This window comes from Bradyrhizobium sp. USDA 4532 (assembly GCF_024171315.1).
Classification (GTDB): domain Bacteria; phylum Pseudomonadota; class Alphaproteobacteria; order Rhizobiales; family Xanthobacteraceae; genus Bradyrhizobium; species Bradyrhizobium australafricanum.
The window spans coordinates 6,931,838-6,954,226 of sequence record NZ_JALJZN010000001.1 but is presented as its reverse complement, the minus strand read 5'-3'; the positions used below and the strand labels follow the sequence as shown (position 1 = coordinate 6,954,226).

The window sequence follows — 22,389 nt, the reverse complement described above, 5'->3', positions numbered from 1 at the left end:
GGTCAGAACTTCACGTTGACGGACAATTCGGCGGTACGCGGCATGCCTAGCAGCCACTGCCCGGTGCCGTTCGAGGTCGCCGCGTAAGCCTTGTCGAACAGGTTGTAGACGCGGAACGCGACCGTGGTGCGGTCATCCGGCTTCCACCTGACGCCGCCATTGACCACATTGTAGCCCGGACGCAGCTGGGTGTTGGCAAGATCGGAGTACATCGCACCGACGATCTGCACGCCGCCATAGACCGACCAGTTGGGCGCGAAATCCCAGGTCAGCCAGACATTCGAGACCTGCTGCGGCACGTTGACCGGGACATTGCCGTTGAAGCTGACGATCTTGCCGCCGACCACCTGGCTGTTGTTGTCGTATCTGGCGCGCAACAGCGCAAGATTGGCGTCGACGCGCCAGCCGTCGTTCAGCGCGAGCCCGATCGATCCTTCGACCCCGCGGGATGATTGCTGGCCGATCTGCAATGCCACGCCGCCGGTAGGGTTGCCGGGATCGGGAATCGTGAGCCCGGTCTTGACGATCTCGTAGGCGGCCAGCGTCCACTCGCCGCGGCCGCCCCAGAACGACTGCTTGACCCCGATCTCGGTCTGCTTGCCGGTCGCAAGCTGGAATGTCTTCTGCGTGGTCGACAGTGAGATCAGATTGCTGACCGGATCGACGCCGACCGCGTACTGGCCATAGAACGCGAGATTCTTGATCGGCTCGTAAACGAGGCCCGCGCGCCAGCTAGTGCCCGATAGCGTCGTCTCAAAACTGTTTGCCGGCGTCTTGTAGTCGGTGCGGTCCACTCCGGGGCGATCATACCTGACCCCGGTCACCAGCGACAACTGATCGGTCAGCGAGAGCCGATCCTCGGCGAACAGCGCGTATTGATTGACGATCGCGTTGAAGCCCGGCGTGGTCGCCGTCGTCGTGGCGAAGAACGATCCGGGATCGAACACATAAGGATTGACCGACGACGCGCCGCCATAGGGCGAGTTGTTGGTATGGGTGAAGTCGATCCGGTTGACGTCGAACCCGGCGACGACCTGGTTCGCAAGGCCGAACACGTGGCCGCTGAAGGTCGTATCCATCCGGTTGCCGAGCTGCTTCTGGTCGTGGAAGATCTCGATATAGCTCGTGCGATCGATCAGCTGGGTCTTCGGATTCCAGGTGTAGTTCTCGATGTCGCGCCAGTGCCGCTCGCTGGTCAGGTAATACAGCGTGTTGTTGACCTTGATGCCGTCGGCGACGTCCCACTCGGTCTTGAACCGGGTCCAGCTGTCCTGATAGCGGATCGCGCTGTCCGCTGCATTGTAGTTCTTGAAGCGCAGCGCGTCCTGGATCGCGCCGTTGATCAGCGGCGTGCCGAAATAGCGCGACGGGCTGCGATCGCCGTAATCTTCCGAGAGCGTGAAGGCGAGATTGTCCGACGCCTGCACCCGCACGGCAGCGGAGACCACCGCGTTCGAGGTCTTGTCGCGATCGACCCAGCTGTCCGACATGTTGCCGGTGGCGTTGATGCGGTACGACACATTGGGATTGATCGGACCGGTGCTGTCCACCGAGAGCCGCCGCGTCATGTTGCTGTCGAGCGAAACCTCGGCCTCGTTATAGGGCGTGCTCTGCGGCTTCTTCGGAATCACGTTGATGACGCCGCCGATCGCGCCTTCGCCGTACAGCACCGAGGCCGGGCCGCGCAGCACTTCGATGCGCTGCGTCGACCAGGTGTCATAGGGGAACGTCTGCGTGCCGGAGCCGATATAAAAGCGCGTGCCGTCATACAGCGTCATCACCGAGTTGCTGCCGGCAAAGCCGCGGGTGCTGAACGACAGGCCGCCATTGCCTGGCGCCGGCGTTGCGACGAACCCGGCCGCGTCCTGGGTGACGGCATCGAGCACATTATGCTGGCCGCGTTCAGCGATGGTCTGCGCCGTGATGATCTCGACGCTGGCCGGCGTCTGCAGCGGGGTCAGGTTGAGACGACTGCCGGTGCCGCCCTGCGTGGTGGCATTGAGCGTCGGCGATGCCGATCCCGGTACGCCCGACGCCGCGACGCGCGGGGCGTTGCCGGCTGTTGCAGGCCTCGGCCGTGGCCGCGCCGCAGCGGTCATGTCACGGCTGCGCGCCGCAGGCTTCGGCTTTGCCGCAGCGGAAGGCGCGACCTCAATCGGATCGAGTCTGGTTGGTGGCGGCGTTTGTGCCGAGCCTTCGACCGGCAACAACAATGATGACAGGGAGCAGAGAAGACCGAGGCGCCATTTGCGCGCAACGGGAGAGGACGGAGACATGAAAAGGACTCGCGGTAACGTGGCACGTCACCGCGAACGTGGACTGGCGCATTGCCAAAAAAGGCAGTGCTCCGATCCCACCAGGACGCCCCCGCCCGATGTGCTCGCGTGTGACCACGACTGACGGCAGGTCTCCTGGCTCACGGGTCATCGCCTGTCGACGCCTTCCCGGGCCGATGGCCCAGTGGCAAAATTGACGAAAGGCTCGCCGTTTACAGTTGCGGGGACAGCTGCGGCATTGGGGTTACCCTCGCACCGCATTCCCTTTTGATCCCCGAAGGGAACCGTCGGCAAAAACGATAGGTGGTGCCGGCAAGGCTGTCAATTCGATGCGATTGTCGCACACATGCTTTGCGAGATGCTGCTGCGGCGATGACACAGCGACGTCGAGGGCTGACGCCGAAAGGCAACCCGTCATCCTGAGAGTCTGACTCATAAATCACCCAACCTTAGCTGCAGCCGCGAGTCTGCGGGTCAGGAGCCTGATGTGTGCAATCAGCAGCCAGGCAGCTTCGGTTGCCACCGTCGCCTCGAAGTCCTTGGCGAGGCGGCGGCATCTGCCGAACCAAGCGAATGTGCGTTCAACCACCCACCGCCTCGGCAGAAGCTGGAAGCCTTTGACGCCTTGAGGCCGCTCGACGATCTCGACAGTCCATGGACCGCAGTCTGAGAGCGCGTCGAGGAGTTGATTTCCGCGGTAGATCCGGTCGGCAAAGACGTGGCGCAGCCGGGGGAAGTTCATCCGCACGTTCTTCAGCAGCGGTACGGCGCCATGGCAGTCCTGAACGTTGGCCGGATGAACATGAACCCAAGGAGGAGGCCATTGGTATCCGTCACGATATGCCGCTTGCGGCCGTAGATGCGCTTGCCTGCATCGTAGCCGCGCGGTCCGCCAGCTTGCGTGGTTGGCGCACTTTGACTGTCGATCACGGCTGCCGTCGGCTTCGGTGTCCGTCCAAGCTTTTTTCGCGCCCGGCGGACAAGCACGCTGACAATCCTCTGCCACCGGCCTGTATCCCGCCATCTATAAAAATAGCCCTGCACCGTCGAATAGGGCGGGAACTCCTGCGGCAACGCCCGCCACTGGCAGCCGGTCGAAACGATATAGAGGATCGCTTCGATCACACGACGCAGCTCCGTCTTACGCGGCCGGCCGCGCCGGTTCGCTCGCGGCAACAGGCGTCTGATCACCGCCCACTCCGCATCGGTCATATCGCTTGCATAACGCAGATCGTCCCGCCGATATTGCTCCCGAGTGATCTTGGTCCAGGGCATCGTGCTCTCCCTCGAATCTTTGCAAATCCGATGGAATCACACCCCACTGAGATCACTCACCCATTTTTCAGTCAGGCTCTGAGGAGCGCGGCACGCGCGTCTCGAAGGATGCACGGCCCGGCTGGTGGCCGATTCATCCTTCGAGACGCTGCTTCCCTCGCACCTCAGTATGACGGGAAACGTAGGTTCGCGTCACTGAGCCTCGACGCATCCCTGCATCACCTCATCAATCTCCGCGCGCGACAGCGCACCCATCTCGGCGATGAACACGATGCGCGTGCGCGGCACGCCGGGCGACGGCACGCCGCCCGCAGCCAAGGTCGCGCGGCCGCCGGCGAGTTGAAACACGGTCAGCCGCCCGGGCTGCTCCACCGTCTCGAACAATCCCTTCGCCCGCGCCAGCTTCGGCGCCAGTCTGCCGATCGCCTGCTGCAAGCGCGGCAGCACGACGGGCCACTCCGAGGTCCAGCTCAGCGTCTCGAAGCGATCGGACGCCGGCCGTCGCGGCGCGGTCTCGCGCGGAGCCGGCACATGATCGAGGTCCGCCGGGAACAGCAGCGCGGCCGGCACCTCGCCATGCAAGGCATCCACCACCACGGCCGCCGGACGCACCGCGCGCACGGCGTCGCGGATCGCGGCGCACGCAGCGGCGTCAGTCAGATCGACCTTGCTCAGCGCCACCACATCCGCCGCCCGGAGCTGCGAGCGCAGCAGCGCATCGTTCAGCATCGCCGCAGGCTGCGTCGCGTCGACCACGCACAGCACGGTCTCCAGCGGCGCCTCCTTCCAGATCACGGGATCCATCAGGTTGCGGATGATGTCGGCGGGATCGGCGATCCCGCTGGTCTCGATCACGATGAATTCGGGACGCGGATCACGCCGCAGCAAGGTTGCGAGCGTGCGCAGCAGGTCGCCCTCGAGTGTGCAGCAGATGCAGCCATTGCTCAGGCTGACCACGCCGTCGCCGGCGCCGGCGATCAGTTCCGCATCGATATTAACGGCGCCGAAATCGTTGACCACGGCGGCGATGCGCCGCCCTTGCGCATGCGCCAGCAGATGGTTGACGACCGTGGTCTTGCCCGCCCCGAGGAAGCCCGCGACCAGCAGGATCGGGACCGGCACCTCAGCCCCCCGTGATAGGCCGGCGCACCGGCCGGCCGGGACGCGCCGCGACATCGAGCACACCATCGCTGATCAGCGGCTGGCCGCTGACCACGAGATGCCGCACGCCCTCCGCCGGACGATTCATCGCCGAGAAGGTCGCGCGATCGCTCAGCGTCTCGTAGTCGAACACCACAACATCGGCGTCGGCGCCGACCTGCAGCCGGCCCTTGGCCCGCATCGCCGGCGTGCTCGCCGACAGGATCTCGGCCGGGATCAGCGCGCATTTGCGGATGCCTTCGAGCAGCGACACTTTCTTGCGCTCGCGCACCCATTCACGGATGAAGCGGGTGAAGCAGCCGGCCGAGCGCGGATGCGAGGTGGCATCGTCGGGCAGCGGCCACGCGTCGCCGCTGTAGGGACGGCCGTCCGACAGCGTCCACGGCATCGCGTCGGAGGCGATCGCGCCGCCCGGATACAGCACCGCCATATCGAGCAGATCGCGATGATGCGCGTTGTTCTCGATGTCGAGCACATGCCACAGCACCAAGGTCGAGGGCTCTTCGGCCTGTGCCGCCAGCAGCTCCTCGCGGCTGCCGAAACGGTGACCGTCGGTCACGCGCTGCACCGAATCGTAACCGAGGCCGTTGCGCTCCTCGAATTTCGGATCGCTGAAGAAGGTCGCCGCCAGCACGGTCGAGCCGGTGCCGTAGGGATAGGCCTCCACCGTGATCGGCAGGCCCTGCGCCTGCGCTTTCGCGATCAGCGCGACACAGCGCTCGATATCCGTCTTGCTCGACGAGTTGAGTGGCAGATGTGCATATGCGCGCCGGTGGCGCCGGCATAGCCGATCAGGCGGATATAGGCTTCCGCCGCGCTCTCAGGATCGATCCGCGACATGTAGGCGACGTGGGTGAAGGTCGGCACCGCATGATCCGCCGCGAGCTGGCACACCGCGGTCAATTCCTGCACGCCGGCGCCCGGCGCATAGGCGTTGAGAATGCCGATGCCGATGCCGCCCTCGTTCAGTCCGTTGGCGAGGCGCTCCAGGATGCCGCCGACCTCGCCTTCGGTCGCCACGTTTTCGATCCAGCGGCGATCGCGCATCGCGGCGCCAAACGATTCCAGCGAGCTTTCCGAATTCGAACCGGTCATCGCGCCGATGCGCGCGAAGGCCCAGTTGGCGGCGGCGCCGTAGTTCAGCACCCTGCCCTTCTCGGCCTGGCGCTTGTACCAGGACGCGACCGGCAGCACGCCGGCCTCGAGGTCGAGCGAGGTCGTCACCCCGTCGAACGCCTGCATGCGGTCGGCCGGTATGGTCTGGCCATGCGCGTGCAGGTCGATGAAGCCCGGCGCCACCACGAGCCCGGTCGCGTCGATCTGCCGTTCGGAACCGCCGAGGCCGGTGCCGACCGCGGCGATCTTGCCGTCGACCACGGCGACATCGCCGATCGCGTCCATCCCGCTGGCCGGATCCACCACCCGGCCGCCGCTGATCACCAAGCCACCCATCTCGCCACTCCCCGCATTCCGAAACCGACCGGTCTCCTGTCGAGCACAGAGAAGCGCATCGCACTGATCGCAGCAAGCCGGCCAGGGTTGTGGCGACATGCTGTGACGGAATATCCGCTGCGCCGTGATGGCGATTGCAGAGTGAGGCCCTTCCTACGTTCCGGTTGCACGCCGGGACGGCAGCCCGCGCCAGAGATCGGGGCCGGGCTTCACGCGGCTCGTCACGAGTTTCGGCGGCGTGCGGTCCCTGGCGATCGCCGCCTCGACCGCACGCTTGAGCCTGACATTGTCGATCTGCGCCAGGAATCGCCGGATGACGGCCTCCTGATCCGCGCCCTGACCGGAGATCGCCGCGCACAGCTCCGCGGTCGTCCTGCGGAAGAAGTGGAAGGCGTCATCGGCCGCGCCACCCAGCCGGTCGACCTCGCCGGCCACACCGAGCGCGTGCATCCGATCGTCGTCGCCCAGCGTCACTGCGAAGCGCAGCACGGCAAGCTGCCAGGCACGGAGCAGCTTGCTCTCCGGTTCGGTCGCATTCTCGCGCATCAGTCGAACACCCCGCGCGCCGGACGTCCTTCGGCTGTCGATGGAGGTCGGGCGCGGCGCGACTATCCTTGCGCAGGAATAGGTTTTCGAGGGGAGCGCGCGCCCGATTGCATAGGAATCGCATAGGCGGAGCGCGCCGAGCCCCAATTCTTTCAGATCCCCTCGAATTGCAGCCGGGCCAGCCGGGCGTAAAGTCCGCCCGCGGCGACCAGTTCGGCGTGGGTGCCCTGCTCGACGATCCTGCCCTGGTCCATCACCAAGATGCGGTCGCAGGACAAGACGGTCGCCAGCCGATGCGCGATCACCAGCGTGGTGCGGTGGCGCATCAACTCCTCCAGCGCGGTCTGCACCAGCGTCTCGCTCTCGGCGTCGAGCGCCGAGGTCGCCTCGTCGAGCAGCAGCAGCGGCGCGTCGCGCAGGATCGCGCGCGCGATCGCGATGCGCTGGCGCTGGCCGCCGGACAGCGTCACGCCGCGCTCGCCGAGCTGGGCGTCGAAGCCTTCGGGCAGGCGGCGCAGGAACTCGGTGGCATGGGCGAGATCGGCGGCACGCTCCACCTCGGCGTCGCTGGCATCGGGCCGGCCGAACCGGATGTTCTCGCGGGCGCTTGCGGCGAACACCACGGAATCCTGCGGCACCAGCGCGATGCGCGCGCGCACCTCGGCCGGATCGGCCTGCCGGATCGGCACGCCGTCGAGCGAGATAGTGCCCGATTTCGGATCGTAGAAGCGCAGCAGCAGATGGAACAGCGTGCTCTTGCCGGCGCCGGACGGGCCGACGATCGCGACCTTCTCACCTGACCGGACCGAGAGCGACACTTCATCGACCGCAAGCGCGTTGGGCCGGGTCGGATAGGCGAAGCTGACATTGTCGAAACCGACATCGCCGCGCGCCGGCTGCGGCAGCGCGCGCGGCGACGCGGGCGCCGCGATCTGCGGCCTGACGCGCAAGATCTCGAACAGCCGCTCGGCGGCGCCCGATGCGGCCGAGACCTCGCCCCAGACCTCGCTGAGCTGGCCGAGGCCGCTCGCGGCGAACGCCGTATAGAGAATGAACTGGCCGAGCCGGCCCGGACTGATGGTTCCGACCAGCACATCGTGCGAGCCGACCCAGAGGATCACGACGACGCTGGCGAACACGATGAAGATGACGATCAGCGTCAGCACCGCGCGCGCTTTGGTCGAGCTGCGCGCGGCTTGATAGGCCTGCTCGACCTCGCCGGCAAAGCGCGTCCTGGCGAGCCGTTCGCCGGTATAGGCCTGCACGGTGCGGATCGCGTTGGCCAGTTCGGAGGCATAGGCGCTGGCATCGGCCAGCGTATCTTGGGCGGTGCGCGACAGCCGCCGCACCCAGCGGCCGAACGCCACCAGCGGAATCACGATGATCGGGATCGCGAGCAGCACGAAGCCGGACAGCCGCGGGCTGGTGATCACCATCATCGCGGCGGCGCCGAAGAACAGCATCAGATTGCGCAGCGCAATCGACACCGACGCGCCGACCGCGGACTTGATCTGAGTGGTGTCGGCGGTGAGCCGCGACACCAATTCGCCTGATCGCGCGGAATCGAAGAACGAGGGCGACAGCGAGATCAGATGCGCGAACACGTCGCGCCGGAGATCGGCGACGATGCGTTCGCCGATCGTCATCACGAGGTAATAGCGCGATGCGCTGGCGCAGGCGAGCACCGCGACGACCGCGATCATCACGCTGAAATAGCTGTTGATCATCGCGATGCCTTCGGGCGTGAAGCCCATGTCGATCATCCGCCGCACCGCGACCGGCACGATCAGCGTGGTGATCGCGGCGATCGTCAGCGAGATCAGCGCGAGGATCGCCCGGCCCTTGTAGCGCGCCACATAGGGCGCGAGCGCAAGCAACGGCCGCAACCGGGCACGGCTCTTCGCCGGCTCCGTGATCTGGCTCTCGATGAAGGCTTCCTCATCGAGCAACGCGTCGCGCGGAGGCTGCGGGGCGCCGCGCGGGGTCTCAAGCTGTTCGGCTACGCTCATCAATCTAGACCGGTTCTATCACCCCCCACATAGGCCCGCCGACCCCCGGCTGGCAAATCCGGTAAAGTCCCAATCCGGTGATGGGCTTAGGCCCTTTCTTGGCTTGTTTTGGCGGGCTCCATGGGTTATAGACCCGCGCAAATCCCGTATTCCAGACATCTTGAGACGGGCGCCGGCGCGCCGAAGGAACTGTCATGAAAGCCGATATTCATCCGAATTATCATACGATTAAGGTCGTCATGACCGACGGCACCGAGTACCTGACCCGCTCGACCTGGGGCAAGGAAGGCGACACGCTGAACCTTGACATCGACCCCAAGTCGCACCCGGCCTGGACCGGCGGTACCCAGCAGCTGATGGATCGCGGCGGCCGCGTCTCGCGCTTCCAGAAGAAGTTTTCGGGCTTCCTCAAGAAGGACTAAAGTCCGCTTCGGGATCGCCCCGGCGACCACACGCAAAACGCCCCCGTCTCGGGGGCGTTTTTGTTTTTGGGGGCCGCTCCGGACCGGCGGGCTGAACGGGCCCGCGATCCTCCCGATGCGTCGTCCTGGCAAAGGCCAGGACGACAGCGAATGTGTGGCACGGCCTCCATCCACAATCGTCGCCCCTGCCTAGTGCGCAATTGCGCACGGGAGCAGGGACCCACAACCACAGGGCTGTGTTGTTGAAGAGGGCTGCGGCCCCAGCGTCGCGCAACTACTGTCATTTGTGGTTATGGGTCCCGGGTCAAGCCCGGGACGACACTGAATGTGTGGCTCGACTTTTGGGTCATACATCTGCAAGCAAGCATGGATGGGCTACTTCTTTAAGCGCGCTGCAGTCAGCCGGCGGCCTCGCGCAGACTTGCTTCGTAACGCGCGCTCGCCCGTTCGAAGTTGCGGCGCGCTTCTTCGCGGTCGGAGCGGCCCTCTTCAAGCGTCAACGAATCCCATTTGCTCCGTTCCGTGGCGAAAAAATCGCCGCCATAGACGTGGATTGCGCCGCTCAGCCGGTCGATTGGCTTGATCACCGAATGGATGATGTCGGTGCCGAGCGGCACGGTATCGCGCACGCACAAGGCCCTGGCGCCGGCAGCCTCGATCCTGTTCGGCTCGCTCGGAATGCGCCGCCAGAAGACGTTGTCCTCACGGCCCCCATAAACGCCGATCACGGCCCACATGTGATGGTCGTGAGGTGGCACGATATAGCCGGGGGGTCACACCACGTTGAGGATGGTCAGCGTCTCGGAATGGAAGAGCGCGCGGCTTTCGGGACGCTGCGGCTCGCCGAGTCCCTTGAATACCGCAGCCGGTTCAGACATCGCGCGGGCAACGACCTCATGAATGGCTCGGTGAGACGGGTCCGCCGCGAACGCTGCGCGGCAATCGGCAACGAAACGCTCGGTGTCAAACATCGCGATTCCCTTTTGGACAAATCTCGGCTGAGCGACGTAAGGATGTCGCGGCTTGCTCAATGTGTCCAATGCATTTATTATCCATCTATTCATGCATTTGGTGCATTGAAAATGGACCTTCGCCAGCTGCGCACCTTCGTCGTCGTTGCCGCGGCAGGCGGCTTTGCCGCCGCTCAACAACAGCTGCGTCTGAGCCAGCCGGCGGCCTCTCGCCAGATCCAGGCGCTCGAGGACGAACTCGGGATTCCGTTGTTCGATCGCGTCGGCCGCGGGATCAAACTGACTTCAGAAGGCGAGGATCTGCTACGGCGCGGCCGCCGTCTCCTGCAGGATGCCGAATCGTTCGGCGAGCGTGCCCGCGCGCTGAGAACCGGCAAGGCCGGCGCGCTGCGCGTCGGCTGCAGCACCCAACATATGGAAACGGTGCTCGCCAATTTCCTCCCCCTGTTCCGGCGCAGGCACCCCTCCGTGGCCATCGATTTGATCGAGGATGGTGGTGCCCGCGTTCCGGATCGTCTGCAGCGGGGCGACGTTCATCTCGCGATCATTCCGGCCGCCGACGACGGCTATCACCGCCGGTTGCTGGCTCCCGTCCATATGCTTGCTGCGGTTTCGCCGCGGCATGGCTTCGCAAGCAGGCGGAAGCTGGAGATTGCCGAACTTGCCGAAGAGTCATTGCTGCTCCTGCGGCGGGACTTCGCATCTCGCGGCTGGTTCGATGCCGCCTGCAACGTCGCACACATCAGGCCACGCGTGATCCTCGAAAGCGCAGCGCCTCACACCTTGCTCGCGCTGGCAAAAGGCGGCAACGATGTCGCCATCGTGCCGTCGAATGTCCAGATCCCGTCCGCAGGCGTCCGCGCCTTTCCGCTGATTCACAGGGGCGCCTCGATCGGGCGATGGACTGCGGTGGCTTGGGATCCGCAGCGCTTTCTGGCTCCTTATGCCAAATCCTTTATCGACGACCTCGTCGCCTATTGCGGCCAGCACTATCCGGGACGCGAGTTTGCCAAGCGCGTCTCCCCTCTACCGAGGCCGGAAGAAACAAAGGCGTAGTCGCCTTGCGGGAATTGCCGCGGATGGCCTGCTTCCGGGACCCGCAACGACGACTCAATCACGAACATGAAACGGTAGCTCGCGCCGTCGCGCGGATTCCGACGGCGAACCTAGCGCGGACGTTTCGGTCGCTTGAGTTCGGCGACCTTAAACTTCCCCGCGGCCTGCAGGCTGCTGCAAAGCCACCAGGCCCTGTTTCGGTACTCGCCCAGGAACCATTTGGTCTCGACGCAATCGACGTAGGACTTGTAGGTGAGGTTGTCTCGGCACGTCGACGAGAACGGTCCGTGGGTTTGTCCGCCCGTCGACTCGCTGCACCCGACCCAAGGGTCCTTGCCATGCGGGAGGCTCGATTCGCAGCCACCGTTGCAATTGCTGGCGACTTTCTCCAGCGCGGCAATCCTGCCCAGCACTGAATCCGGCGCCGGCGACGGCGCTCGAGCGGTTGACGACGACGTCTGGGTGGTTCTCGATCTCCGGTGAGATACCCCCGTGGTCACCACCTGTGTCGGACGATTTGGCCTTGCCACCGGCTTCGGCGCCTCGACCGTGATGGAGGGAAGCGGCTTGGCTGGGTCTGTTTGCGACGCTGCCGGGCCGCACAGCCAGACAGTTGACAACACGGCGACGGCTGAAGGCGCGACAAGGCTCGACGGCAATCTCATGACATAGCCCTCCCAAATCCGGGACGGAAATGCCGTCCCGACGAGGGCACGGTACCATACAGCCCGAGTTTGGCTACCTAGGGTTGAGGATAAATCTCCCGGTGTCTCACGATCGACGTCGACATGGCGGCGAGAGAACGCCCACCGCTCGCACCGTTCCGGCGTCTAGCCCAAGGCTGAGCTCGAACGGCTCTTGCCGATATTCGCCTTTGACCCGGAGCGGTTACTTGAACGACGCCGACACGCGGCGGGATCGGGTCGATTTTGCAGGCCCACGCCGTTAGGTCAGCGGTTCTGCCCCATGGTCTCTTGTTCAGAAGTTGCTGGCGCCCCCTACTCTGGATCCAGCGGCCATGCTTTGGTCAAAACTGCGTTGAGTGTTTGGCAGGGGTCATCGACTTGGCGAAAATACGATCGCCCTCCTTCGGGTGACATGGAACCGGGTGCCAGGTCGTTCCCTACCGCATTCTTGAGGTGCCCACCGCAAAGGCTTGTGATGGAACGGGCAAGGTTCGATAAGGCCGGGATTTTCGCTTTTGGCGATGCTCGGAGCGCTGTGACCTACTCGATCGAACTTTTTATCGTCACCGCGATCTACGGGAGCCTTGCGGCCTCCGCACATTTCCTTCCCGCTATCAATCCGACCGCGACGCCGCTGTGGCCGCCAACCGGGTTTGCGCTCGCGCTTATGCTGCTGCGTGGCTACCGGATCTGGCCCGCGATCCTGGTGGGCGCCGTCGCGCCTTACCTGATAACCGACCGATCGCTCCTGGAATTTGTCGCCGCCGGGATCGGCACCCTCCTTGCTGCACTGGCCGGGACATGGCTGATCGGACGCTGGTCGAACGGTTGCCAGACGTTTGCCACGCCATCCGGTGTCGCAAAGTTTGCAGGTGTCTCCTTTGTGCCGACCGCGATGATCAGTTCATTCTCCGCCTTGGCCGGATCCATCTTCGTCAACGAACCGAGCTTTCCCGATTCCGTCGCCGCCGGGCTGACCTGGTGGCTTGCCGACGCAGCCGCGATCCTGGTGATTGCTCCGGTCATCGTGCTCTGGGCGATGATGCCCTTACGGATTTCCTCCAGATGGGATCTGTTGGAATCGATCGCAGTTATCGCTCTCGCTGGTCTCATTGGGATCGTAGCCTACAGCCCGCTCATCGGCAGTGACCTCGTCAGCGACGATCTCAACGTGGCGTTGCCGCATCGCAGCCTGCTGGGTTTTCTGGCTTTGCTCCCGTTGATCTGGACCGGTCTGCGCGGCAATCGATGCACCGCGGCTACGGCTGCGCTCATTTTCACCGGAATCGCAGTCTGGGGTTTCGCGTTCGGTAATGATCCGTTTCCGAAAACGGATCCGAACGGAGCATTGTTGTCACTGCTCGTGCTTTCGATCACCGTATCGGCCCCCTCTCTTGCCCTGGCAGCGGCAATCGCCACGCGTCACACCGCGGAAGCCCATCTGCTTTCCGTGCAGGACCAGTTGAACGGTCAACTTGAACGGAACGCTTCGGCGCTCGACAGCATCAGACGGCACTTCCAAACCCTTATCGAAGGCGTCGTCGATTATGCGATTTTTGCGCTTGATAGAGAAGGACACGTTACGAGTTGGAATAGCACCGCTCAAAAGATCATCGGCTACACCTCGGAAGAAATCATCGGCAAGCATTTTGGAATATTCTATCGGCCGGATGAACGCCGCGCGGGTTCGCCGACACACGCGCTGGAGACGGCAATCGAAAGAGGCAAGTACGACGTAGAGGGTTGGCGCATCAGAAAGAATGGTACGCCGTTCTTCATCACGGGCTCGGTCTCGTCGAGCCATGATGACTCAGGAAATCTGATCGGCTTCATCAGTATTCTGCGGGACGCAACCGAGCGACGCGACGCGGAAGAGAAGCTGGTTCAGGCACGCGAACAGCTCGCGATGTCGCAGAAAATGGAGGCAATCGGCAAGCTGACCGGCGGGATTGCACACGACTTCAACAATCTATTGATGATCATCGGAGGCAGCGCCCAGATCTTCACACGCCTGCTTGATCCAAAACTGCCCAAGGCAATTGAAGCCATACAGACCGCGGCCAAACGCGGCGAAAGCCTCACACGCCAATTGTTGACATTCTCTCGTCATCAGCATCTCAGCCCGACGGTCGTCGATCTGAATGCGTCCATCAAGAACATGCGGACCATGATCGAGAGCTCGCTGCGCGGGAACATCGTGTACAATGAGAACGTCGGCGAGGGCGTAGCATCGGTCAAGGTGGACCTCGCCGAGCTGGAACTTGCGATCGTCAACATCGCCGTCAATGCGCGCGATGCAATGCCAAGCGGCGGCACGTTCACCTTATCCGTCCATGCGGTGACTGCGAACCAGGAAACCGGCGGCGATCGCCGCGCAAAGGCTTTCTTTGCGATCGCGCTTGGCGATACCGGCACCGGCATTCCGCCAAACCTGCTGTCCAAGATGTTCGATCCGTTCTTCACGACCAAAGAGGTCGGCAAGGGTACCGGGCTCGGCTTGTCCCAAGTCTATGGTTTCGCGCACCAGGCCGGCGGAACGGTGACGGCGGACAGCAAGGTTGGACAGGGAACAACGATTACAATCTACTTGCCGTCCTGCGCAGACGAGCAGATCACCAGTAAAGAACTGGCCGCTGCCAGAACAAGAGCAAGGCAGCCGCAGCGGCAGACGGTTCTCGTTGTCGACGACAGCCCCGAAGTGGCGGATGTGACTTCCTCGCTGTTCGAGCATCTGGGTTATGACACGATCTATCGAGATTCGGCCGAAGCGGCGCTGAAATTGCTCGACGCCGGTACAAAGATCGATCTCGTCTTCAGCGATATCGTCATGCCCGGGACAATCGATGGCGTCGGGCTCGCGAGAGAAGTCCGGTCGCGATACCCCGGTTTGCCGATCGCCCTTACAACCGGCTACAGCGATGCCGCAAAAGCAGCTCCGCCAAGTCTAAAAATACTCCGCAAGCCGTTCGATACCGACGCACTGAGAGATTTTATCCACGATCTTGCGCCGCCGCGACCACCGCGATCATCCGGCGCGCCCATGACGTCGAACACGACTGAAGCCTCGGGCAGAAATTGACCGGTCGCGCCATTGCAGAAGCAGCTCGTCGCGCAGCTTGGCGAAGCGTTGATCCGCACCATCGCCGCTGATGGACATGACTGCTTCTAGCGATCCTGGAAGGCCAGCCGCGCACCGAGCGCGACCAGGATGCTGCCGCCGATCCGCTGCATGATGCGCCGCGACCTCTTCGAGCGCTGCAGCTTCGACATCACGGCGCTGGCGAAGAACACGCAGACGATATCGACCGCCGAGAAGGTCAGATTGACCGCTGTGCCGAGCAGAAACAGCTGGGCCCAGACCGGCAGGCTGGCCGACGCATCGACGAATTGCGGCAGGAACGCCAGGAAAAAGATCGCCGTCTTCGGATTGAGCACCTCGACGACGATGCTTTGCGCGAAGGCGCGCTCCGCGGAGAGCGGCGCAAGTGTGGGGCGCTTTGCATTGTCGCGGTCGCGGAACAGCGACAGCCCGAGCCAGACCAGATAGGCCGCACCGGCAAGCTTCATCGCCATGAACAACGGCGGCACCGCATGAAACAGCAGCGCGAGGCCGGCCGCCGCGGCGACGACATGGACATAGCCGCCGAGATGCAGCCCGAGCGAGGCCATCAGCCCCGCGCGCCGGCCGCCTGCCAGCGTGCGGGCCGCGGCATACAGCATGGCGGGACCCGGGATCAGCGCGAAGGTCGCGGTCGTGATCGCGAAGGCGAGGTACAATTCCATGTGTGGGCGTCAATCTCCGCAGGGGTCGAGCGGGCGCAACTTCCTCCGCCGTCATTGCGAGCGAAGCGAAGCAATCCATCTGCCCGCATATGCCGATAGATGGATTGCTTCGTCGCTATCGCTCCTCGCAATGACGGTCTGGAATTTGTTCAAGGCGTCTCAGCTCGCCGGAATCATTGCCGCGACCTCGCGATCAGTCGGATTGTCGCTGGCCTCAAGCCCCGCGATCACGCCGGCGCGATCCTCGAGCTTGCGGTTCTGGCTCATCTTCTTCTTGGCATCGATCCGCGTGATTGGCATCCGGAAGCCGACGATCCCGCGCAGCTGCGCCTTGATGAAATCACCAGGCGCGTCACTGACCTGCCAGGCTTCCGGGCGCGAAGTCTCGTGCAGCTCGGTCAACCGGGTCACGACGTCTAGCAGACGATCGGCATTCTCGAAGAACTCGGCCGCGCCATAGGCGTGGACGGCGACGTAATTCCAGGTCGGCACCACTTTGCCGTGCTCGGCCTTGGTCGCATACCAGGACGGCGTCACATAGGCGTCGGGCCCCATGAAGATCGCCATCGCCTCGCCGACCGCGGGCAGCTTCCACTGCGGATTGGGCCGCGCGACGTGACCGTACAGCGTGCCGTAGTCGCCCTCGTTCTCATTGAGGATCAGCGGCAGCGGCGTGCCGATCAGGCCGTCGGCGGTTGCGGTGACCAGCGTCGCGAGCTTCGAGGCCCGCATCGCGGCGTGGACCGGACCGAGCTCATCCATCCTGAAATGCGGCGGCAGGTACATCGCGGACCTCTTGACAGACCTCATCAATTGCTGCTCGCACCATAGCGCCGAAGTGGCCTATGATAAGGGCCACTTTCGATCAAACTAATTGGTCCACTATGTCCCGCCTGCGCGCCACGATCAGCATCCCCTCGCTCGCCACGATCGACCGCGCCGCCGGACAGGTCGGGCGGCAGATCGCGCAGGCCCTGCGCGCCGCGATTGCGAGCGGCGAGCTGAAGGCCGGGGATTTTCTGCCGTCGACGCGCGCGCTGTCGGCCTCGCTCGGCGTCGCGCGCGGCACGGTGACGGAGGCCTTCGAGCAGTTGCTGGCCGAGGGCTATCTGGAATCGCAGGTCGGTGCCGGCACCCGCGTCGCGCCGACGCTTGCCGAGCAGGCACGGCCCGTCGTGGTCAATCGCAAGCCTAACAAATCAGTGCCGATCCGGTTGCCGCCGCGCGCGGCGCGGCTTGCCAAAGTGGCGGCGGCCTTCAGGCCGATGCCGGAGGTCCCGTTTGCGATCGCGGTCCCCGGCGGCGCGGTCGCGCCCGACGACCATTGGCGCCGCCTCGGCAACCGCGTGCGCGCATCGCGCGCCGCGGCGCCTGCGAGCTATGGCGATCCGCGCGGCCTGATCGAGCTGCGGCAGGCGATCGCCGACTATGTGCGCAAATCCCGCGCGGTGCATTGCGAGCCCGAGCAGGTCGTGATCACGGCCGGCACCCAGCAAGGCCTCTATCTCGCCGGCCGCGTGCTGCTGTCGTCAGGCGATCCTGTCTGGGCCGAGGATCCCGCCTATCCCGGCATGACCGCCGTGCTCGACGATCTCGATCTCGTCACCACGCGCGTTGGCGTCGATGCGCAGGGCATCGACGTCGATGCCGCCACCGCCGCGTGCCCGCACGCACGCGCGGCGTTCGTGACGCCGTCGCATCAATATCCGCTGGGCATGCCGATGAGCATGGCCCGCCGCAATGCGCTGGTGGCGTGGGCGCAACGAAGCAATGCGTGGATCGTCGAGGACGATTACGACAGCGAGCTGCGCTACGCCGGGCATCCCTTCCCGTCGATGCAAGGCCTCGCCCCATCGCGGGTGATCTATTTGGGCACGCTGAGCAAGGTGCTGTTTCCCTCGCTGCGGCTCGGCTATGTCGTGGCGCCTTCGCCGCTGATCGACGCTTTCGCCGGCGCGCGGGCGCTGCTCGACCGGCATTCGCCGACCGCCGACCAGCATGTGCTGGCAGCCTACATGCGCGAGGGGCTGTTCGAGGCGCATATCAGGCGCATTCGCGGTGTCTACGCCGCACGGCGTGCGACGCTGATCGCGGCGCTGACGCGTCACATGCCTGGTGACGTCACGCTGCAGCCGAGCGACCAGGGCATGCATCTGCTGTTGTGGCTGCCAGAGCGCTTCGACGATGTGCAATTGGCAAAATCAGCGCTTGCCGCCGGCATCGTCGTGCGGCCGATTTCGCCGATGTACAAGGCCGCACCACGCCCCGGCCTGATGCTCGGCTTCGGCGGTTTCGAACCGGAAGAGTTGGAGGCGGCGACGCTACGGCTGCGGCGCGTGATGGATCAGCACACGTCGCCGCGGCGGACCAAGCCACGCCGCGCGGACGCGTCACACTGATTTGCTGTCCGGATTACTGCTCGAACGCCGCCTTGAGGCGGTTGAGCTGCGGCACCAGCGGGTTGCCGATCGTCAAGCGGTCCGGCGCCGGCGCGTGGATCGTGGTGTCGAGGCGGCGGACGCGCGCCTGCAGATCCATCGAACGGGCGATCAGCTGCTGCAATTGCTCGGGCAGCTTGGTCACCATGTCGGCCGGGCCGGGATCGGCGGCCGACAGCTTCACCTTGGTCTTTTCGCGATTGGCCTGGGTCAGCGTCATCTCGCCTTCCTTGACCGCGCGATGCAGCAGCAGCCAGGAGGCGAGCTGCATCAGCCGCGTGGTCAGGCGCATGCTTTCGGTGGCATAGGTCAGGCTCACGGACCGTTCGAGCGCCTTGGCCTCGGCACGTCCGTCGCCGTCGAGATAGGCGGCGGTCTGCTCGACCAGGTCCATGCCTTCCCGGAACAGCACGCCGAATGCCGCAGAATTGGTCAGCCGTTCACTGAACAGTACAAGCCCGGCTTCGCTCTGGGAACGATCGGCCATGGTTAACGCCCTCACACCACCGTAACGCCCGCTGGCATCTGACGCGCCAGCTTATGATGAACAAATCATTGCGCGGGCGCGCCGAAGAGTCCAGCCGCAACCGGATTTATGGTTTCCAGCCGCTAGGACGCACAAAAAAGAGCCGCCGTTTCCGGCGGCTTTGAAGTTGATAACAGGGAGGCGTCAAACAGAGTGGACAGGAGCCACTCGGTGTCCAAACGAGGACAATGCAGTCATAATCGAGAAAGCTTAACCGATCGTAAATGAACGGATTTCTTGACACTTTGTTTGCCATGTCGGCCATTGACCTAGTTTGGGACAGGCCTCTTCTCCTTCCCCTTGAGAGGGGAAGGTCGGGATGGGGTCAACCGCAGGCGACGGCGTATGTGAAGAGAGCTGATCCCCACCCGCTTTGCTCTGGCGAGCAAAGCGACCTCCCCTTTTCAAGGGGAGGTGGAGCCGCGTAGCCCGGATGGAGCGCAGCGAAATCCGGGAACGGTCCATCCGCGGATAGCGCGGCTCCCGGATTGCGCTTCGCTTCATCCGGGCTACGACAGAAATGATGGCGCAGCGCTACGACTTGAAGAACGCGTTGGCGGCGTCCTTCGACGCGCGCTTCTTCGTCATCGCCTCTTTCAGGCGATCGACTTCGGCGTTGAGCAGCGCGATGCGCTCCGTCAACTCCTCGACCGACAGCAGCGAGAGATCCTGGCCGATCTCATGGCTGATTTTCTTCCGCGGCCGGTCCTCATCCTCAATCGGCATGTGTCTTCCCCGCGATGCTGATCTGGCGTCCTGCGTCCAGCGATGATAGATATCCGTCCAGAGGAGAATTTTGCAGTGACTTTCGTGTGCGCGCAACATCTGACGCGAATGCCCCGGCCCGACCGCAAGGAATCTGACCGGACGGGATAGTTGCGCGCCTGCGCGCGAGGCATGAGCCGACCCCAAGCCCTTCCGGTCACGCGGGAGGGCTTTTTGATTTTCCGCTTTGATTCTTGCGGGGTCGGCATCACCGAACGCGAAAGACCTTAATCCATGACCAAGATTCTCATCACCAGCGCGCTGCCCTACGTCAACGGCGTCAAGCATCTCGGCAATCTCGTCGGCTCGCTGCTGCCCGCCGACGTCCACGCCCGCTTCCGCCGGCAGACCGGCTGCGACGTGCTCTTCATCTGCGCGACCGACGAGCACGGCACACCGGCCGAGCTCGGCGCCATCGAGGCCGGACAGGATGTCCGGGCGTTCTGCGACGCACAGCACGCCGTCCAGGCCGACATCTATCGGCGCTTCGGTCTGTCGTTCGATCATTTCGGCCGCACCAGCTCGCCGCACAACCATGCGCTGACTCAGCACTTCTATCGCCGGCTCGATGACGCCGGGCTGATCGAAGCACGCACCTCCCGACAGGTGTTCTCGCCGGCCGACCGGCGCTTCCTGCCAGACCGCTACGTGCTCGGCACCTGTCCGCATTGCGGCGACGCCGGCGCGCGCGGCGATCAATGCGACCATTGCGGCACGCTGCTCGACCCGCCGGACCTCATCGATCCCCGCTCGGCGCTGTCGGGCGACCGCGCGCTCGAGATCCGCGACAGCCGTCATCTGTATCTGCGCCAGTCGCAGCTGGTCGAAAAAATCGGCGCATGGATCGACAGCCGCACCGGGTGGCCGCCCTTCGTGGTGTCGACCGCGAAGGGCTGGCTCAATGCGGAGCTGCGCGACCGCTGCATCACGCGCGATCTCGCCTGGGGCATCGCGGTGCCGCGCGACGGCTTCGACGGCAAGGTGTTCTATGTCTGGTTCGACGCGCCGATCGGCTACATCGCGGCGACGCAGGAATGGGCCGACGCCGCGCCTGGCCGCGACTGGCGGCAGTGGTGGTGGCAGGCCGATGACGTCAGCTACATCCAATTTCTCGGCAAGGACAACATCCCGTTCCACACCGTGAGCTTTCCGGCGACGCTGATCGGCTCCGGCGAACCTTGGAAGACCGCCGATGTGATCAAGGGATTCCACTGGCTGAATTACGAGGGCGGCAAGTTCTCAACCAGCAGGAAGCGCGGCATCTTCACCGATGCGGCGCTGGCGGAATTGCCTGCCGACCTCTGGCGCTGGTGGCTGATCGCCAACGCGCCGGAGAGCGTCGACACCGATTTTGGCGTCGCCAGATTCGTCGCCGACGTGAACAAGGATCTCGCCGATATCTTCGGCAATCTCGCCAACCGCATCATCAGCTTCGCGCATCGCGCCTTCGACGGCCGCATCCCGGATGGTGGCGCTCCCGGCGATGCCGAGCGACAACTCGCGCTTGAACTGGAGCAGCGCATCGCAGCGCTGCACCGCCATCACACGGCGCTGGAATTTCGCGCGGCGGCGGCCACGACCCGCGCGATCTGGGACACCGCGAACGCTTATCTGCAACACGCGGCACCCTGGACGGCGATCAAGTCCGATCCGGCACGCGCGGCAGTCATCACCCGCACCGGGCTCAATCTTGTCGCGCTCAGCGCCACGCTGGCGTGGAGCATCGTGCCTCACCTCGCGGCGCGCGTGCTCGGCGCGCTCGGTCAGAGCGATGCCGTACCGCGCTGGCCCACTGGCCCACTCGTTCCGCTGCTCGATCGTGGCGCGGGCACGCCGGTCGCAAGGCTCGGCCCGCTGGTCGAGAAGATCACGCCTGAGCGAGCCAGCCAGCTCACGGCGCGGTTCGGGGTTTAATGGCGTTTCGCTTCGATGGAAAAGGCGGTATGCCATCCGCCGATCCTCTCCACTGACCAGGGACCAGCCATGCCAAATCTGCCCGCGCAAATGACCGTCGTTGCCATCAGCAAGCCGGGTGGCCCTGAGGTGCTGGTGCCGGAGACCCGCGCGGTGCCGGTGCCGAAGGCCGGCGAGATTTTGGTCAAGGTCGCGGCCGCCGGCGTCAATCGTCCCGACGTCGCGCAGCGCTCCGGCTCCTATCCGCCGCCGCCCGGCGCCAGCGACCTGCCCGGCCTCGAAATCGCGGGCGAAGTGGTCGCGCTCGGCGAAGGCGCAAAGCACAAGATCGGCGACAAGGTGATGTCGCTGGTCGCCGGCGGCGGCTACGCGCAATATTGCATCGCGCAGGACGCGCAGGCGATGACCGTGCCGCCCTCGCTGTCGATGCAGGAAGCCGGCGCGATTCCGGAAACGCTGATGACGGTGTGGCACAATGTGTTCGAGCGCGGCGCGCTGCAGGCCGGGGAGACGCTGCTGATCCACGGCGGCTCGTCGGGCATCGGCACGATGGCGATCCAGCTTGCCAAGGCGTTCGGCGCCAAGGTGATCGTCACCGTCGGCTCGCAGGACAAGGCCGATGCCTGCCTCAAGCTCGGCGCCGATCACGCGGTCAATTACAAGACCGAGGATTTCGTCGAGGCGGTGAAGAAGGCCACCGGCGGCAACGGCGCCAATGTCATCCTCGACATGGTGGGCGGCGATTATATCGACCGGAACTATGACGCCGCCGCGGTCGAGGGCCGCATCGTCCAGATCGCGTTCCTGTCGGGAACACCGAAGGCCACGGCCAATTTCGCCAAGCTGATGGTCAAGCGGCTGCACCACACCGGCTCGACCCTGCGCCCCCGTAGTAATGCGGACAAGGCGGCGATGGTCGCGGCGATCGAGGCGAAGGTGCTGCCCTTGCTGCGCGAAGGCCGCGTCAAACCGCTGATGGACAGCACATTCCCGCTGGAAAAGGCCGCCGACGCGCACCGGCGCATGGAGACCAGCGAACATATTGGCAAAATTGTGTTGGCGGTTTAACCCTCGCGACGGAAGCAGGGGCGGAAACCCTTTGATTCCCT

The 22,389-nt window shown here is 64.5% G+C and carries 17 protein-coding genes, 2 pseudogenes and 1 riboswitch; of the genes and pseudogenes, 6 read left to right on the top strand and 13 right to left on the bottom strand.

The features are described from left to right. Window positions 1-2: 2 nt before the first annotated feature. From J2R76_RS31935 to J2R76_RS31910, 6 genes and pseudogenes are all read right to left on the bottom strand, one after another. The gene (locus J2R76_RS31935; RefSeq protein ID WP_375166545.1) at window positions 3-2,276 is read right to left on the bottom strand and encodes a TonB-dependent receptor; all 2,274 of its coding nucleotides are present in this window, start codon (window positions 2,274-2,276) and stop codon (window positions 3-5) included. Between the two features lie 107 nt (window positions 2,277-2,383). Then, window positions 2,384-2,580, bottom strand: a riboswitch (cobalamin riboswitch). A 135-nt stretch (window positions 2,581-2,715) separates the two neighbouring features. Continuing rightward, window positions 2,716-3,467, bottom strand: a pseudogene (locus tag J2R76_RS31930) (IS5 family transposase). 276 nt (window positions 3,468-3,743) lie between these two features. Further along, on the bottom strand, window positions 3,744-4,673 hold the full coding sequence (locus J2R76_RS31925) for a GTP-binding protein (protein WP_253588777.1): 930 nt from the start codon (window positions 4,671-4,673) through the stop codon (window positions 3,744-3,746). Between the two features lies 1 nt (window position 4,674). Further along, window positions 4,675-6,164 (bottom strand): annotated as a pseudogene (locus J2R76_RS31920) (amidohydrolase family protein). Between the two features lie 153 nt (window positions 6,165-6,317). Next, window positions 6,318-6,710 (bottom strand): hypothetical protein, encoded by a 393-nt coding sequence (locus J2R76_RS31915; RefSeq protein ID WP_229192545.1) that lies wholly within the window; start codon window positions 6,708-6,710, stop codon window positions 6,318-6,320. 152 nt (window positions 6,711-6,862) lie between these two features. After that, complete coding sequence (locus J2R76_RS31910; RefSeq protein ID WP_168857763.1) at window positions 6,863-8,719, bottom strand: ABC transporter ATP-binding protein/permease; 1,857 nt, start codon at window positions 8,717-8,719, stop codon at window positions 6,863-6,865. Between the two features lie 194 nt (window positions 8,720-8,913). On the opposite strand from J2R76_RS31910, the gene rpmE reads away from it, so the two are divergent. Next, complete coding sequence (gene rpmE / locus J2R76_RS31905; RefSeq protein WP_016845230.1) at window positions 8,914-9,141, top strand: 50S ribosomal protein L31; 228 nt, start codon at window positions 8,914-8,916, stop codon at window positions 9,139-9,141. 398 nt (window positions 9,142-9,539) lie between these two features. On the opposite strand, the gene J2R76_RS31900 is transcribed toward rpmE, so the two are convergent. Together J2R76_RS31900 and J2R76_RS31895 are read right to left on the bottom strand one after the other, a co-directional pair. After that, window positions 9,540-9,878 (bottom strand): hypothetical protein, encoded by a 339-nt coding sequence (locus J2R76_RS31900; protein ID WP_253625329.1) that lies wholly within the window; start codon window positions 9,876-9,878, stop codon window positions 9,540-9,542. A gap of 36 nt (window positions 9,879-9,914) precedes the next feature. Further along, window positions 9,915-10,112 (bottom strand): hypothetical protein, encoded by a 198-nt coding sequence (locus J2R76_RS31895; protein WP_253625328.1) that lies wholly within the window; start codon window positions 10,110-10,112, stop codon window positions 9,915-9,917. A 42-nt stretch (window positions 10,113-10,154) separates the two neighbouring features. On the opposite strand from J2R76_RS31895, the gene J2R76_RS31890 reads away from it, so the two are divergent. Further along, complete coding sequence (locus J2R76_RS31890; protein ID WP_253625327.1) at window positions 10,155-11,168, top strand: LysR family transcriptional regulator; 1,014 nt, start codon at window positions 10,155-10,157, stop codon at window positions 11,166-11,168. A gap of 110 nt (window positions 11,169-11,278) precedes the next feature. On the opposite strand, the gene J2R76_RS31885 is transcribed toward J2R76_RS31890, so the two are convergent. Next, the gene (locus tag J2R76_RS31885) at window positions 11,279-11,833 is read right to left on the bottom strand and encodes a hypothetical protein (RefSeq protein ID WP_253588773.1); all 555 of its coding nucleotides are present in this window, start codon (window positions 11,831-11,833) and stop codon (window positions 11,279-11,281) included. Window positions 11,834-12,389: 556 nt separating this feature from the next. On the opposite strand from J2R76_RS31885, the gene J2R76_RS31880 reads away from it, so the two are divergent. After that, window positions 12,390-14,933, top strand: coding sequence for an MASE1 domain-containing protein (locus J2R76_RS31880; RefSeq protein ID WP_253625326.1), 2,544 nt, complete (start codon window positions 12,390-12,392; stop codon window positions 14,931-14,933). A gap of 86 nt (window positions 14,934-15,019) precedes the next feature. On the opposite strand, the gene J2R76_RS31875 is transcribed toward J2R76_RS31880, so the two are convergent. Both J2R76_RS31875 and J2R76_RS31870 read right to left on the bottom strand, forming a co-directional pair. Then, on the bottom strand, window positions 15,020-15,637 hold the full coding sequence (locus tag J2R76_RS31875; RefSeq protein ID WP_076827353.1) for a LysE family translocator: 618 nt from the start codon (window positions 15,635-15,637) through the stop codon (window positions 15,020-15,022). Between the two features lie 159 nt (window positions 15,638-15,796). Then, window positions 15,797-16,423 carry an FMN-binding negative transcriptional regulator gene (locus tag J2R76_RS31870; protein WP_076827351.1) on the bottom strand — a complete coding sequence of 209 codons (627 nt, stop codon included), beginning with the start codon at window positions 16,421-16,423 and terminating at the stop codon, window positions 15,797-15,799. A 98-nt stretch (window positions 16,424-16,521) separates the two neighbouring features. Here J2R76_RS31870 and J2R76_RS31865 point away from each other — a divergent pair, with 98 nt between their 5' ends. Then, window positions 16,522-18,036, top strand: coding sequence for a PLP-dependent aminotransferase family protein (locus J2R76_RS31865; RefSeq protein ID WP_253625325.1), 1,515 nt, complete (start codon window positions 16,522-16,524; stop codon window positions 18,034-18,036). 13 nt (window positions 18,037-18,049) lie between these two features. On the opposite strand, the gene J2R76_RS31860 is transcribed toward J2R76_RS31865, so the two are convergent. Together J2R76_RS31860 and J2R76_RS31855 are read right to left on the bottom strand one after the other, a co-directional pair. After that, window positions 18,050-18,562: a DUF1465 family protein gene (locus J2R76_RS31860; RefSeq protein ID WP_253625324.1), complete on the bottom strand. Its 513-nt coding sequence runs from the start codon at window positions 18,560-18,562 to the stop codon at window positions 18,050-18,052. Window positions 18,563-19,135: 573 nt separating this feature from the next. Further along, window positions 19,136-19,327 (bottom strand): DUF1192 domain-containing protein, encoded by a 192-nt coding sequence (locus J2R76_RS31855; protein WP_016845225.1) that lies wholly within the window; start codon window positions 19,325-19,327, stop codon window positions 19,136-19,138. A 273-nt stretch (window positions 19,328-19,600) separates the two neighbouring features. Here J2R76_RS31855 and metG point away from each other — a divergent pair, with 273 nt between their 5' ends. Both metG and J2R76_RS31845 read left to right on the top strand, forming a co-directional pair. Continuing rightward, a complete protein-coding gene (gene metG / locus J2R76_RS31850) occupies window positions 19,601-21,280 on the top strand; it encodes a methionine--tRNA ligase (protein WP_057017707.1) in 1,680 nt (559 codons plus the stop codon). Window positions 21,281-21,349: 69 nt separating this feature from the next. Next, entirely contained in the window at window positions 21,350-22,348 is a 999-nt protein-coding gene (locus J2R76_RS31845; RefSeq protein ID WP_057017706.1) for an NAD(P)H-quinone oxidoreductase, read from the top strand. Window positions 22,349-22,389: the final 41 nt, after the last annotated feature.

What these genes read in the sequence shown, in the direction of transcription:
- J2R76_RS31860 (WP_253625324.1), bottom strand. Translation starts at nt 18,562, where the DNA reads ATGGCCGATCGTTCCCAGAGCGAAGCCGGGCTTGTACTGTTCAGTGAA.
- J2R76_RS31915 (WP_229192545.1), bottom strand. Translation starts at nt 6,710, where the DNA reads ATGCGCGAGAATGCGACCGAACCGGAGAGCAAGCTGCTCCGTGCCTGG.
- J2R76_RS31900 (WP_253625329.1), bottom strand. Translation starts at nt 9,878, where the DNA reads ATGTGGGCCGTGATCGGCGTTTATGGGGGCCGTGAGGACAACGTCTTC.
- J2R76_RS31935 (WP_375166545.1), bottom strand. Translation starts at nt 2,276, where the DNA reads ATGTCTCCGTCCTCTCCCGTTGCGCGCAAATGGCGCCTCGGTCTTCTC.
- J2R76_RS31870 (WP_076827351.1), bottom strand. Translation starts at nt 16,423, where the DNA reads ATGTACCTGCCGCCGCATTTCAGGATGGATGAGCTCGGTCCGGTCCAC.
- J2R76_RS31885 (WP_253588773.1), bottom strand. Translation starts at nt 11,833, where the DNA reads ATGAGATTGCCGTCGAGCCTTGTCGCGCCTTCAGCCGTCGCCGTGTTG.
- rpmE (WP_016845230.1), top strand. Translation starts at nt 8,914, where the DNA reads ATGAAAGCCGATATTCATCCGAATTATCATACGATTAAGGTCGTCATG.
- J2R76_RS31895 (WP_253625328.1), bottom strand. Translation starts at nt 10,112, where the DNA reads ATGTTTGACACCGAGCGTTTCGTTGCCGATTGCCGCGCAGCGTTCGCG.
- J2R76_RS31845 (WP_057017706.1), top strand. Translation starts at nt 21,350, where the DNA reads ATGCCAAATCTGCCCGCGCAAATGACCGTCGTTGCCATCAGCAAGCCG.
- J2R76_RS31890 (WP_253625327.1), top strand. Translation starts at nt 10,155, where the DNA reads ATGTCGCGGCTTGCTCAATGTGTCCAATGCATTTATTATCCATCTATT.
- J2R76_RS31855 (WP_016845225.1), bottom strand. Translation starts at nt 19,327, where the DNA reads ATGCCGATTGAGGATGAGGACCGGCCGCGGAAGAAAATCAGCCATGAG.
- J2R76_RS31865 (WP_253625325.1), top strand. Translation starts at nt 16,522, where the DNA reads ATGTCCCGCCTGCGCGCCACGATCAGCATCCCCTCGCTCGCCACGATC.
- J2R76_RS31910 (WP_168857763.1), bottom strand. Translation starts at nt 8,719, where the DNA reads ATGAGCGTAGCCGAACAGCTTGAGACCCCGCGCGGCGCCCCGCAGCCT.
- J2R76_RS31875 (WP_076827353.1), bottom strand. Translation starts at nt 15,637, where the DNA reads ATGGAATTGTACCTCGCCTTCGCGATCACGACCGCGACCTTCGCGCTG.
- metG (WP_057017707.1), top strand. Translation starts at nt 19,601, where the DNA reads ATGACCAAGATTCTCATCACCAGCGCGCTGCCCTACGTCAACGGCGTC.